This is a genomic window from Shewanella yunxiaonensis (assembly GCF_018223345.1).
Lineage (GTDB): Bacteria > Pseudomonadota > Gammaproteobacteria > Enterobacterales > Shewanellaceae > Shewanella > Shewanella yunxiaonensis.
In genome coordinates, this window is sequence record NZ_CP073587.1 from 1,090,411 (window position 1) to 1,102,571 (window position 12,161).

15 protein-coding genes and 1 tRNA gene are annotated in these 12,161 nt (G+C 45.9%); 10 read left to right on the top strand and 6 right to left on the bottom strand.

Translation table 11 applies throughout. From position 1 onward, the window contains the following. Positions 1-3 precede the first annotated feature (3 nt). From KDN34_RS05085 to KDN34_RS05095, 3 genes are all read right to left on the bottom strand, one after another. Positions 4-906 (bottom strand): hypothetical protein, encoded by a 903-nt coding sequence (locus KDN34_RS05085; RefSeq protein WP_212595835.1) that lies wholly within the window; start codon positions 904-906, stop codon positions 4-6. A gap of 181 nt (positions 907-1,087) precedes the next feature. Then, positions 1,088-1,163 (bottom strand) — tRNA-Arg (locus tag KDN34_RS05090). A 55-nt stretch (positions 1,164-1,218) separates the two neighbouring features. Beyond that, positions 1,219-2,373: a flagellar assembly protein FlgT gene (locus KDN34_RS05095; protein ID WP_228730469.1), complete on the bottom strand. Its 1,155-nt coding sequence runs from the start codon at positions 2,371-2,373 to the stop codon at positions 1,219-1,221. A 205-nt stretch (positions 2,374-2,578) separates the two neighbouring features. Here KDN34_RS05095 and KDN34_RS05100 point away from each other — a divergent pair, with 205 nt between their 5' ends. Together KDN34_RS05100 and KDN34_RS05105 are read left to right on the top strand one after the other, a co-directional pair. Then, on the top strand, positions 2,579-3,193 hold the full coding sequence (locus KDN34_RS05100) for a FlgO family outer membrane protein (protein WP_212595837.1): 615 nt from the start codon (positions 2,579-2,581) through the stop codon (positions 3,191-3,193). After that, the gene (locus KDN34_RS05105; protein ID WP_212595838.1) at positions 3,190-3,639 is read left to right on the top strand and encodes an LPP20 family lipoprotein; all 450 of its coding nucleotides are present in this window, start codon (positions 3,190-3,192) and stop codon (positions 3,637-3,639) included. Before KDN34_RS05100 ends, KDN34_RS05105 begins: the two co-directional genes overlap by 4 nt. Before the next feature lie 97 nt (positions 3,640-3,736). Here KDN34_RS05105 and KDN34_RS05110 read toward each other — a convergent pair whose 3' ends face one another. From KDN34_RS05110 to flgA, 3 genes are all read right to left on the bottom strand, one after another. Continuing rightward, on the bottom strand, positions 3,737-4,168 hold the full coding sequence (locus KDN34_RS05110) for a flagella synthesis protein FlgN (protein ID WP_212595839.1): 432 nt from the start codon (positions 4,166-4,168) through the stop codon (positions 3,737-3,739). After that, positions 4,168-4,482: a flagellar biosynthesis anti-sigma factor FlgM gene (gene flgM / locus KDN34_RS05115; protein ID WP_212595840.1), complete on the bottom strand. Its 315-nt coding sequence runs from the start codon at positions 4,480-4,482 to the stop codon at positions 4,168-4,170. Before flgM ends, KDN34_RS05110 begins: the two co-directional genes overlap by 1 nt. 76 nt (positions 4,483-4,558) lie before the next feature. Next, positions 4,559-5,266 carry a flagellar basal body P-ring formation chaperone FlgA gene (flgA, locus tag KDN34_RS05120; protein ID WP_212596530.1) on the bottom strand — a complete coding sequence of 236 codons (708 nt, stop codon included), beginning with the start codon at positions 5,264-5,266 and terminating at the stop codon, positions 4,559-4,561. A 190-nt stretch (positions 5,267-5,456) separates the two neighbouring features. On the opposite strand from flgA, the gene KDN34_RS05125 reads away from it, so the two are divergent. The 8 genes from KDN34_RS05125 (at position 5,457) to flgG (ending at position 12,151) form a co-directional block, all read left to right on the top strand. After that, entirely contained in the window at positions 5,457-6,380 is a 924-nt protein-coding gene (locus tag KDN34_RS05125; RefSeq protein WP_212595841.1) for a chemotaxis protein CheV, read from the top strand. 129 nt (positions 6,381-6,509) lie between these two features. Beyond that, positions 6,510-7,349, top strand: coding sequence for a CheR family methyltransferase (locus KDN34_RS05130; RefSeq protein WP_212596531.1), 840 nt, complete (start codon positions 6,510-6,512; stop codon positions 7,347-7,349). A gap of 159 nt (positions 7,350-7,508) precedes the next feature. Continuing rightward, positions 7,509-7,907, top strand: coding sequence for a flagellar basal body rod protein FlgB (gene flgB, locus KDN34_RS05135; RefSeq protein WP_212595842.1), 399 nt, complete (start codon positions 7,509-7,511; stop codon positions 7,905-7,907). A gap of 2 nt (positions 7,908-7,909) precedes the next feature. After that, on the top strand, positions 7,910-8,332 hold the full coding sequence (gene flgC, locus KDN34_RS05140; protein ID WP_212595843.1) for a flagellar basal body rod protein FlgC: 423 nt from the start codon (positions 7,910-7,912) through the stop codon (positions 8,330-8,332). A 22-nt stretch (positions 8,333-8,354) separates the two neighbouring features. Next, positions 8,355-9,020, top strand: coding sequence for a flagellar hook assembly protein FlgD (locus KDN34_RS05145; protein WP_228730470.1), 666 nt, complete (start codon positions 8,355-8,357; stop codon positions 9,018-9,020). A 51-nt stretch (positions 9,021-9,071) separates the two neighbouring features. Next, a complete protein-coding gene (gene flgE, locus KDN34_RS05150) occupies positions 9,072-10,433 on the top strand; it encodes a flagellar hook protein FlgE (RefSeq protein WP_212595845.1) in 1,362 nt (453 codons plus the stop codon). A 174-nt stretch (positions 10,434-10,607) separates the two neighbouring features. Then, a complete protein-coding gene (gene flgF, locus KDN34_RS05155; protein ID WP_212595846.1) occupies positions 10,608-11,351 on the top strand; it encodes a flagellar basal-body rod protein FlgF in 744 nt (247 codons plus the stop codon). 11 nt (positions 11,352-11,362) lie between these two features. Beyond that, the gene (gene flgG / locus KDN34_RS05160) at positions 11,363-12,151 is read left to right on the top strand and encodes a flagellar basal-body rod protein FlgG (RefSeq protein WP_212595847.1); all 789 of its coding nucleotides are present in this window, start codon (positions 11,363-11,365) and stop codon (positions 12,149-12,151) included. Positions 12,152-12,161: the final 10 nt, after the last annotated feature.

Consider the following 12,161-nt stretch of genomic DNA (forward strand, 5'->3'; position numbering starts at 1 on the left):
CTCTTAACTACTTCCTTCAAATTTGCTTTTAATATGTTTCGAAAGCCACAAGTGAATAGTTCTCGGGGCTTGATAATCACTACTAAATTCAAATCCTATTGATTTTCCATATTTTTTTACTCTGCCAACTATTGCATGAGCAGCATGATGCGCATTGTTAAAATCACCTTGGTCGAACAACTGTATAGCATAGGCTTTTACTTGGTCGCTAATTGCAAATTTTTTTGCCCGCCCTGATTTCCCTGCTTTTGATGATGTTTTAATCCTTCCAATTTCATTGATGATACTTTCCAATAGCCACTGAAATCCGTCGTTCATATCAACAAGTTGATACTCAATAAATTCATTAAACAACTTTGCTGCGGGTCTGGTTAGGCCTGCCATTTGACAAGCAAGGGCGGATTGCAGCGTAGCCTGAGATTCTTTGGTGAATTTCGGCATCATATTAATTGACTTGCCATGAGCAGCAAAAGGTGAAAAGCCACTTGCTAACGAGCCAGCGTTAGAGAAATGCCGAATAAGCGTCATGTCTTCGACTAGTGGTAGATCTCTCAATGGGGCGAAAAAGCCAATATAGGTTTGAATATTTTGCTGGTGCTGCGCTTTCAGACTTTGTTGAATGCCATCAATTTTGGCTAACTGCTTAATGATGTCGCCATTGGAATCTATCTCACCCAGTTCCTTTAGTCCGTCTGTAAATGGAATATGAAGATCGTGAAAGCAAGGATGTCCATCAACGATTTCAACCGTGGATTTAGGTAATGGAAATTCATTGAGGTCGACAACAGCAAGGGCATATGACTGCAAGTCTGGTGGAGTGGTAGAAATAACGAAGCTTAAATCATCACTGTTTGCGAACTGCGCAAAAACATCATCCATTTTGGTTGGTTTTCTTATCTGATCCATGATGAATGAAAACTAACGGAAATTGATGGAACAGTCCAATTTTTAGACGAGAGTCTTAAAAATTTAACTTCAATGAAATCTAATATACAAAAAATTCAGGTGGTGTTTTGGGGCGGCACAGGGGCGGCACAGAAATATGATTATTTATAAACATTTGATTTATATATAAAAATCTGTATATTGGTCTCCCCACAGGGACTCGAACCCCGATCGGTCGCTTAGGAGGCGGCTGCTCTATCCTGTTGAGCTATGAGGAGACGGCAGTGATTATACTGTTTTTGGCCTCTATTAAAAGGGCTCAAATCTAACTGCTTAATTCTTCAGCGCAATATCGTTGACTTGGATACTTCGTGCTGCGCTTTCTCCGTTGAGCATTGCTGTGGATGTGCTTTCAGATGTCTGCGCTATTTCAACATCAACAGTGGTGGCGACTGCAATTGCGCGGGTTTTACTGATCTGATCCATGATGTTATGTTGCAATACTATTTTAAATTTATCGCCTTTTTTTACGCCATTTTTTCTTCCGATATTAAGCACTATCTGGCTGTCATTTAGAGCAATAATCTGAGCCAGTAACGGACGGCAGCTGAGTGTTTCATCAATATCTCTAACGGCTTCTGTAATTATTTGCTCGGCAGACTCACCATATTCCGACTGCCAAAATTCACTGGAAGTAGGATTGACCATAGCGGTTTTAGCAAATTCCCATTCGCTCGGTTGACTATATTCGTGTTGCCAGACAATTTCGCCACTAATGCCATGATATAAAGTTAACTTCAGTTGAAATTGTCTGATAGGTGCATGTTGCCACAATCCAAGAATGGCAGAAGTGGGTTCTGCAACTGAGATGTCGGTGAGTTCAGGTATCAACAGGTATTGGCTATCGGTCATTTCACTGATCAATGTTGGTGCTCTAAATCCGCCATCTGAATTCGTTAATGCTGGAATATTAACCTCTTGATTCACAAGCGATACTGGAACGCTCAACGCTGAATTTTGTTGCAATGCGTTGACTAAGTGTTCTGAAAAAGCCGTTGGTAACTGTTCAAGACGACCATAGCGTAATTGGCTGCGATCACGAATAGTGGTTCGCGGGATCAAAATTGCGGCTTTCAGCCCATCATTACTACATTTTTCTTGATCTTGATGTAGCAGATCGATTTTGACGGTAACTGTTAGCCGATTACCTTGTTTTTGCTCATTTAATAATTGAATCGATGAGATATTGTTTGCTGCTGATAGCGTTAGAGCCTGGTCAGTCAGTTGACCCTTATTTGTTGTCTGGCTTGCCTGAAACTTACCACCGTTTTGTAAAAGGGCCATTCTGACGGCGTTTTTCACTGCAACTTCTCGCGCATTGTCGCTATCGCCATTGATAATCTTTGCTTCACCTGTTGCTTCTACCCAGTATGCCTGGCAAGGCAGGCTAAGGCTGAGTAATGTCAGTAAGCAAACGAGAGATTTCATGGTGATTTTCCTGTAGCAACCAATGGCCAAATATCTGTCGAAACGTCAGATATACGGAGTAATTATTCAAAATTTATGCCAGTGAATTGGTCTGGTGCTAAGTAAAAGCGCTTAAGTGTTGTGGTCAATTGCCGATAACTGAAAGACAAGAAATAAATTGAGCTCCGTTTCATAGCCGTTCGGAGCGTTAGCTGATGGACTAGATATGAAAAAAGCAATGGTTTTGATGGCGCTAATGCTGGTGGGCTGCAAATCCCCCCAGCCCGTTGAGCCCGTGGCTGATCCCGTTGCAACGACTAAGGCTGGGATCATTGACGTGACCCAGAAGCTCGCCAAGGATCTGGTGCGTTATAGTGACGTGCTGGATCTGAATCAACCATTGTTAGTCGCAACGCCTGTCATGGTAGAAGATATGCAGAGCACAGATAATCTGGCGGCGCAGTTACAACAGGGATTAATGGCGGGCATGCAGCAGGTGGGGTTTCACCTAGTCGATTTAAACGTGGCTGATTCGGTCAGAGTAACGCCGCAAGGGGACTTTCTGTTGAGCCGCGATTGGCAAAAAGTGCCGAGCAATATTGCGGTTGATCAAGTATTAGTCTCCACTGTTAGCTTGGCCCGTAACGGCATTGTGATTAACAGTCGCATCGTGACCTTGACAGGCAATAAAGTCATCTCTACTGCAGAACTGTATGTACCGCAGCAGGCGCTGCCAGACTATTTGTTGCCTTCTCAGTTGGTCGTTTCTAAAGCAAGTTTACTGTACCGCAATAGTGCTACTGGTGAAGCGAAGGTACATCCGGTTGGAGAATCAAAATGAGATTATGGTTTTCGTTAGTCATCCTGATACTGATTTCCGGTTGTACGAGTCGTGATCGCTATGTGCAGTGGGAAACCGTGCCACCACCAACCTTTCCCAAATTAACTGCCGTTGGGTACGCGCCATTAGCGTCACAACCTTCAAAAAATCCATCTGAACGGGTATTGATGGCAATGCAGGCATCGAAAATTGACGCCTATCGAGAGCTTGCTGAACAAGTTTATGGTCAGCAGTTGACATCACAAAGTAAGGTCGGTGATTGGATGTTGAAGTCAGATGAGGTAAAGGTTTCCGTGAGCGGCGTTATTCGCGGCGCCAAAGTTGTTCGTAGTTATCCTGCCGGAGATCATTACGTTACCGAATTAGAACTGGATTTTTCCAATGTGTGGCAATTGTATCAGCAGCAAAATCGTCCACAGCGAGTTAAGCAGATCACTTATTTCTAAATTTACTCGTACCCAATGAATTTGGCGGCAAGGCGGCAGTCTTTTGCCGCTTTAATTTTGTGTCATAGAGGATGATTTTACTTGGGTAAAACTGAGGTTATGCTTCTAGATCGTTACCCAGAGTAGAAATAGTGGAAGTTTTACCTTTACCATCGTAAGTGAGGCTATGAGCATTACGGCTCATTTGTAAGGCTTGCGCTAAACGATTGGTGCTTGCTGAGCAAAGCTCAATCAATTTACCGTTTGCTTGATTTTTTTGCTGGCATTCAGCTAGCAGCGCTTTGATTTGACTAACTTGTTGTGACAGCGGTGTCTGTTTTAACTGTTCTTTCAGCGGGTGCTCTGCCAGCGTTTTATCCAGCTTAGCCACTTGTTCTAACGTTTGCTGCTTATCGGCTGCCAATTGCAGTAGACCGTCGGCATCACGTTCAATCAATGCCTTAGTTTCTGCCTCAATCAACGACAAAAGGCGACCAAGCGTCGCCGCCTGTCGCTGTAAGGTGATTTCCAGATCATGTACTTGAGTCATCAAGAATCCTGATCAAGATCGACCATGTTGCTTTCAAACTGAGCGATGTTATTCGCGAGTTTTTCCGGATCCACTTTATAGCGTCCTTCAGAAATTGCCTGCTTTATTTCAGCGACTTTTTTCATATCCACATCAGGCATAGACGCAATTTTACTTTGCATCCCTTGTAATTGCTGAGCCTGGGCAGAAACAACGACGGAATCGTCATTGTTAGCAACGCTGCTAGTCTCGGTATCTTGTTCAGCTTTACCACTGCTTCGGGTAACTGAATTAGTATTCACCCGAGGTTGATTTTGCAGTTGTTTAATGTCCATAGCCTTTTGGCTCCAACACTTTCAAATAAACTCTAGTTCTATTATCGGCACACAACAGTCTAGCTTGAGACTTTTTTTACATATTTACCCGCACTTCACCTACATGGGTGACTACGGCTTCTATCATCTTGTTAGATTGAGCGTTTTTTACCCGTATCTGTTCACCAAGGTTACCATCTTCTTCGGCTACGCCAACCGTTTTTATTTGGAATTGTGCCGTTTTAGCAATGATAGACACTGAATCGCCCTTACAGACAAAGCAAATATTACTCACAAAAATGGGGTAATCTTTGCTGACTCGCCGTTTGAGTCGGGTCCCAATTAGTTGGTCAACGTTGCTGAATTGCTCACCGTTAACACTGTATTGGTCAATGTACCGTACTTCCAATTGCGCTGCGCTTAATAGCTCTCCGGGCGCCAATGTCTCTTTGGCAACCACTACAGGATAACTGATGTCGACTCTTACGGAGAGGTATATTTGCCAGGGATAATCTAAATCAGGGCTATCACAGCTAATTTTTACCGTATTGTTGCGACTTATCTCTCTGTCCGAAGCGAGTTCTGCTCTAACTGGCGATGCGCAACGGGGAATGAGTATGCGGCTATCGATAGTCTGTGGCGTGATCGTGACGTTGGCAGACGCCGGTGCCTCCAGCTTTTTTGCAACTGTTTCTTTAGCCAATGCCTGAATGGCCGATATATCAGGAACAACCGCTGGTTGTGCTAACGTTTTGCTGGAGAACGCCACAATCGCTAAAAAAATGTATGCTAAATTTAGTTTCATCATATACAAAGTGGTGTAGTTAACCGATTTACACGTATACTTCATCCGTTCCAAACGCCTTAATTGGCAACGAGTTTGATGGCGTCAGAACTTTGACTGAAACACCAGATGGAACGATCACAGCAAGTTACATGCCTTTCCGTAAATAGTGGTAAGGTGAGTTTATTTTGTCGAACAACAAGGCAGGCTTATGTCAGGTATTCTTGAATCAGTCAACAAAAGAACCCAATTGGTAGGGCAGAACCGCCTTGAATTGCTGTTATTCAAACTAAATGGTCGCCAACGGTTTGGCATCAACGTGTTTAAGGTTAAGGAGGTTTTACAGTGTCCTCCGTTAACGATGCTGCCTAAGTTGAATCCTTATGTGAAAGGCGTGGCGCACATTCGCGGAACAACTATTTCGGTCATTGATTTAGGGGCCGCTACCGGTGGCCGGCCGATAGAAGATCTCAAAAACTGTTTTATCATCATCTCCGAATATAACCGCAGTGTTCAGGGCTTTTTGGTGCAATCAGTTGAACGTATTATCAATATGAACTGGTCCGCCATTATGCCGCCCCCACAGGGTGCTGGACGGTATTCCTATCTCACCGCGGTGACTGAAATTGATGGTGAGTTAGTGGAGATATTGGACGTCGAAAAAATTCTGGACGAGATTTCACCTGCTAAAACTGAAATCAGTGAAGAAGTTGATAAAGCGATCAATATCGACCGTGAGCAGAATTTCCATATTATGGTCGTGGATGACTCCGCGGTGGCACGCAAACAAATTGTCAGAGCCTTGTCATCACTGAACTTGCAGATCGACACCGCGAAAGATGGCAAAGAAGCACTTGATCGGCTGAAACTAATCGCCAGTGAAATGGATAATGTCGCCAAGGAAATTCCGTTAATCATTTCCGATATTGAGATGCCTGAAATGGATGGTTATACCTTGACGGCCGAGATTAGAGATGATCCAAAACTTAAGAATATCAAGGTAGTACTACATACATCATTGAGTGGCGTATTCAATCACGCAATGGTACAAAAAGTGGGTGCCAACGACTTTATTGCTAAATTCAATCCAGACGAATTGGCAGCCGCAGTTGATAAACATCTAACTTTGTCATGATTTACTAACCGTGCCGATGATATAAAGAGTGTTGATAGTGACTTGTGTTGTCTGTGATGCTGCGGTATAACGCGGCGTCTTACCGGTATTAGCTGTCGCTCAGTACCAACAAGTTTTATAAAATGGGATATCAAGGTGCCAGATAAATCTCTTGCAGAAACCGAGTACAATCAGTTCCGGCTGTTCTTGGAACAACACAGTGGTATTGTGCTGGGTGAAAATAAGCAATATCTGGTGCGCAGTAGACTCGCGCCGTTGATGGGCAAATATGGGCTGCCGTCATTATCAGAAGTGGTGAAGCAGTCCATGCGTCCCACTGAGAGACAGTTACGGGCTGAAGTTATTGATGCCATGACTACCAACGAAACCCTCTGGTTCCGTGACCGTTATCCCTTTGAATTGTTGCCAAACAATATCTTGCCGCAGTTTGCCAGACTCGGAAGGCCCCTCAAAATCTGGTCGGCGGCCTGTTCTTCTGGACAGGAGCCTTATTCCTTGGCAATGACCATTCTTGAATATCAGCAACGTCGTCCGGGTGGATTACCTGGAAGTGCTTCAATCCTGGCAACGGATTTATCACCTTCAATGCTGGAGCGTTGTAAGAACGCGGAATATGACAGCCTGGCATTGGGGAGAGGCTTATCTGACGAGCGTAAACGTCAGTTTTTTGATGCTTTACCAAGTGGCAATATGCGAGTGAAAGACAATGTCAGGCGTTTGGTCAGCTTCAGAGCGCATAATCTCCTGGAAAGCTATACCTTGCTCGGTAAGTTCGACATTATCTTTTGCCGAAATGTTTTGATCTATTTTGCTCCTGAAGCCAAGGCAAAAATCCTGCGGCAATTTGCTGCCGCCCTGAACCCCAAAGGCATCCTGTTTTTGGGTGCGTCAGAGTCTATTGCGGGTTTATCTGATGAGTTTGATATGATTCGCTGCAATCCAGGGATCTATTACCAACGTAAAATCTGATATTAATTTATTGATTTTAAACAATATAAAAATGCCAGCTAAAAAGCTGGCATTTTTATTGCTGCTGTTTCACTCGTTGGGGTTTATCAGACACATATAGCCTGCTATATGGCACATAGTTTGCTTGCACATAAAAACTATCCATTGAGAGGCGGTTTTATGGCGATCAGTTTTGATAAGGCTCTGGGCGTTCATCAATACACCCTGGGGATCCGTGCACAGCGTGCGGAAGTGCTATCCAGTAATATCGCCAATGCTGATACTCCCAACTATAAAGCCAGAGATGTGGATTTTAATGCGGCATTGCAGAGTGCCATGGGAAAACGGCAAGGCATGCAAATGGCGGCTACTTCCGAAAAGCATTTTGATATGAAGTCATTGGTCCAGGAAAACGTCAGGTTCCGCGTGCCAGATCAACCTGACACCGGTGATGGAAATACCGTAGACATGCAGGAAGAACAACAGGCGTTTATGCAAAATGCGTTGGAATATCAAATGTCTCTCGGGTTTCTTGATGGTAAGTTTTCCGGCATGAAAAAGGCGATAAGAGGAGACTGATCATGGGGCTATTCAATATTTTTAATATTGCCGGTTCTGGCATGTCTGCCCAGTCTGTGCGGTTGAATACCACTGCCAGCAACATCGCCAACGCGGATTCGGTGTCCAGTAGTGTGGATACCACCTATAAAGCCCGGCACCCAGTATTTGAAGCCGAGCTGGCGAAGGCGACCAATGGGCAGCAGCAACAAGATGGTTATTCGGTCAAGGTATCGGGGATTGTAGAGAGCGATAAGCCGCTGGTGAAGGAATATGCGCCTGATCACCCGTTAGCCGATGCCGATGGCTACATATATAAACCCAATGTCAACGTGGTAGAGGAGATGGCAGATATGATCTCTGCATCGCGCTCCTACCAGATGAATGTTCAGGTAGCTGATGCTACCAAGTCCATGCTGCAGCAAACGCTGCAGTTAGGTAAATGATAGGAGATAGGCCGTGAGTACTATCGGTTCGGTGACATCTTCAACAACTGATACTTCCAGTACCAGTTCAACCAGCAACAATCAGTCCTTAACACAGGCAGATTTCTTTTCGTTGCTGAGTACTCAGTTGTCAATGCAGGATCCTTCAAATCCCGTAGACAATGACCAGATGATTTCGCAGATGGCATCATTCTCTACAGTAGACGGGATCGGCAAGTTAAATGACGAGATCACCAGTCTCAATACTGTAATGACCTCTAGCCAGGCATTGCAGGCATCAGGTCTGGTCGGCCAAAAAGTGTTGGTGCCCTCTGGCACCGGTTATGTATCCGCGGATGATCCTACGCTAAAAGGGGTTATCAGCACTTCGACACCAATTAACAGTATTAAAGTGGCGGTGCAGGATGCTTCCGGTCAGGTAGTCAGAAACTTTACTGTTGATGGCAGTGCGGGTGGCAACGTCGATGTTGACTGGGATGGTCTGGATAACAGCGGCAATGCTGTGGCACCTGGTCAATATACGCTTACCGCCAATGGTGTGGTCGATGGCACGTCTGAGGATCTATACGTCAGCACCTATGGCCATGTCAGCAGTGTTTCGCTCAATTCCAGTACCGGGGCCGTACTCAACGTTAGAGGCGTTGGCGGTGTAGCACTGTCGGATGTGTTGGCGGTTTCTGAAGGTTAACGTATGCGCCGGGATTGACCGGACAGAAGTAAAAATTACAAGAGGTGGATTATGTCTTTTAACATCGCTCTTAGCGGGATCAATGCGGCGCAAAAAGATCTCAATACAACAGCAAATAACATTGCCAACGTGAACACTACTGGTTTTAAGGAATCACGGGCAGAATTTGCCGATGTTTATGCAAACTCGATTTTCTCCAACAGCAAGACAGCGGTTGGTGGCGGTGTCACTACCACCCAGGTCGCGCAACAGTTCCATCAGGGCAATTTGCAGTCTACCAATAACGCGCTGGATATGGCGATCAGTGGTAATGGCTTCTTCGTGACTTCGTCTTCTATTGATACCCAGGACTATTCATTTACTCGTGCCGGGGCATTCAAGCGTGATGAAAATGGTTTCTTGGTGGATTCACAAGGTAACTACTTGCAATGTTTTCAGGTGGATTCCGATGGCAACTCTGCATCAGTCAGCTTAAGTACCACTAAACCAGTACAGATCCCTGATACCGCTGGCAGCCCGCAAGCCACTCAAAATGTATCCATGAGTATGAACTTGAATTCAAACTCCACTGCGTTAGATCCGGCAGCGTTTGATCCAACGGATTCATCCACATTTAATAACTCAACCGCGGTAACTATCTATGACTCGTTGGGTGAGTCACACACATTGACCTCCTACTTCGTTAAACCTCAGGATGGTGCTTACACCGGTGAAAGTAACTGGGTGGTCTATTATGCCGTGGATGGCCAGCAGGTTAATCTGGACAGCGCTGCGGGTACTTATCAAATGGATACTACGGGTGATGGCAGTCCAGACAGCACAGGCACAGCTCAAACCACGGGTGGCTGGACTGGCGCCGTCCTGACTTTTGACGCCACCGGTGCTTATAAAGGTTCTAGCCCCGCCACGATCACGACTCAACAGCTAGGCATCTCTGGTGCTAATGTACTCAGTGCGGCGGCTGAAGGTTCGCAGCAGATTTCCATCGGGTTCAATCAACCGACACAATACGCTGAGAGCTTTAGTACGACGGAGTTAACTCAAGACGGTATTACTGTGGGGCGCTTAACTAACGTCGAAGTGGGCAGTGATGGTCTGATCTCGGCGAAATACAGTAATGGTTCCACCGTCCCGTTAGCAAGAGTTGCATTGGCGCGTTTTTCCAATGAGCAGGGGCTGACTCAAGTCGGGAATACGTCTTGGAAAGCCAGTCTGGAGTCTGGTGAAGCGCTGGCGGGTGAAGCCAATAGCGGTGTGTTTGGTGCGATTAAATCTTCTTATCTGGAAAGCTCAAACGTCGACCTGACAACTGAGCTGGTAGACTTGATTTCTGCACAGCGTAATTTCCAGGCAAACTCTCGAACACTGGAAGTGAATAATACGCTGCAACAGACCGTATTACAGATCCGTTAAGTTCTCTCTCCGAGCGGTAACTGTATTGTCGTGAGCGGCAATACTTTGCCGCTCACCTTTTTGCGCTGCGCCAATAAACTGTTTTTCTTCTTTTTTACCTCGCAAAATCCCAATCTTTTAGTGGCATGAAGTTTGCTTTGTTCAGCATAAGCTCAATTTTTGACGGAGCAATGGGTGGACAAATTTCTCTACATCGCGATGACGGGTGCCAAGCAAAATATGGATGCTTTGGCGGTCAGGGCAAACAATTTAGCTAACGCAAATACTGATGGCTTCAAAGCCGATATGGAGCAAGCGCGGGCGATGCAAGCGTTTGGAGAGGGATTGCCAACCAGAGTATTCGCGATGACGGAATTGCCGTCTTCCGATTTTAAGTCTGGCCCTATTCAGACCACCGGTCGCAATCTTGATATCGCGGTGAAGGATCAAGGTTGGATAGCGGTACAGGCTGATGATGGTAGCGAAGCGTATACCCGGGCGGGCAGCCTGAATATTGACGTTAATGGCATGCTGCGCAATAGCAGCGGTCATTTGGTGATGGGGCAGAATGGTCCAATCAACATTCCTTTGCCGGTTCAAAAACTTGATATTGCAACTGATGGAACGATCTCGGTCACCCCACAGGGGGCGACGCCGGAAGTCAAAGAGAATGTTGGTCAAATCAAGCTGACGAATCCCGGAAATCAAAATTTGATGCGTGGCGAAGATGGTCTGTTCCGTACCTTAAGTGGTCAGCCTGCCGCCGCAGATCCGGCTGTGAGCGTGGTGAGTGGCGCGGTTGAAGGCAGTAACGTCAACCCGATAGAAGAGATGGTTAGTATGATCAGTTTGCAGCGCCAATTTGAACTGCAAGTAAAAATGATGAAAACGGCAGAGGAAAACGACAAGTCATCTGCCGCTTTGGTTCGCATTAGCTAGGAGTAACGATTATGCATCCCGCTTTATGGATCAGTAAGACTGGCCTTGATGCCCAGCAGACCGATATATCGGTGATTTCTAACAACATCGCTAATGCGAGCACCGTCGGCTACAAGAAAGGGCGGGCAGTGTTTGAAGATCTGTTGTACCAAACCGTGAATCAGGCAGGGGGCATCAGTGCCGCCAACACTAAGTTGCCTAACGGGCTGAATCTGGGCGCGGGTACCAAAGTGGTAGCCACCCAGAAGATCTTCTCCCAAGGCAATATGGAAACTACGGATAACTCGATGGATTTGATGATCCAGGGGCCGGGGTTCTTCGAAATCCAGATGCCTGATGGTACCACCGCATATACCCGTAACGGTCAGTTTTCTCTGGACGATACCGGACAGATGGTTACCTCCGGTGAAGGTTATGTATTGCAACCCGGCATTACCATCCCGGATAACGCCACCAGTATTACCGTCTCCGAAGAAGGTGAAGTATCCGTAAAAATTCCGGGAACGGCTGACAACCAAGTGGTAGGACAGTTGACCATGGCGGATTTTATCAATCCATCCGGTCTGCAACCTATCGGTCAGAACCTGTATCTGGAAACTGGCGCTAGTGGTACTCCCGTCGAAGGAACACCGTCTTTAGATGGCATGGGCAGTATCAAGCAAGGCTCACTGGAAACTTCCAACGTGAACGTCACAGAGGAGCTAGTGAATCTTATCGAAAGCCAGCGCGTGTACGAGATGAACTCCAAGGTTATTTCAGCCGTAGACCAAATGCTGGGATACGTGAATCAGAACCTCTAGTAGGGTAAGG

Bases quoted from the DNA above. Each gene is read 5' to 3' on its own strand.
- KDN34_RS05085 (WP_212595835.1), bottom strand. From the start codon at position 906: ATGGATCAGATAAGAAAACCAACCAAAATGGATGATGTTTTTGCGCAG.
- flgB (WP_212595842.1), top strand. From the start codon at position 7,509: ATGGCGATCAGTTTTGATAAGGCTCTGGGCGTTCATCAATACACCCTG.
- KDN34_RS05125 (WP_212595841.1), top strand. From the start codon at position 5,457: ATGTCAGGTATTCTTGAATCAGTCAACAAAAGAACCCAATTGGTAGGG.
- KDN34_RS05100 (WP_212595837.1), top strand. From the start codon at position 2,579: ATGAAAAAAGCAATGGTTTTGATGGCGCTAATGCTGGTGGGCTGCAAA.
- flgA (WP_212596530.1), bottom strand. From the start codon at position 5,266: ATGAAACTAAATTTAGCATACATTTTTTTAGCGATTGTGGCGTTCTCC.
- KDN34_RS05095 (WP_228730469.1), bottom strand. From the start codon at position 2,373: ATGAAATCTCTCGTTTGCTTACTGACATTACTCAGCCTTAGCCTGCCT.
- flgC (WP_212595843.1), top strand. From the start codon at position 7,910: ATGGGGCTATTCAATATTTTTAATATTGCCGGTTCTGGCATGTCTGCC.
- flgG (WP_212595847.1), top strand. From the start codon at position 11,363: ATGCATCCCGCTTTATGGATCAGTAAGACTGGCCTTGATGCCCAGCAG.
- KDN34_RS05105 (WP_212595838.1), top strand. From the start codon at position 3,190: ATGAGATTATGGTTTTCGTTAGTCATCCTGATACTGATTTCCGGTTGT.
- flgE (WP_212595845.1), top strand. From the start codon at position 9,072: ATGTCTTTTAACATCGCTCTTAGCGGGATCAATGCGGCGCAAAAAGAT.
- flgM (WP_212595840.1), bottom strand. From the start codon at position 4,482: ATGGACATTAAACAACTGCAAAATCAACCTCGGGTGAATACTAATTCA.
- KDN34_RS05110 (WP_212595839.1), bottom strand. From the start codon at position 4,168: ATGACTCAAGTACATGATCTGGAAATCACCTTACAGCGACAGGCGGCG.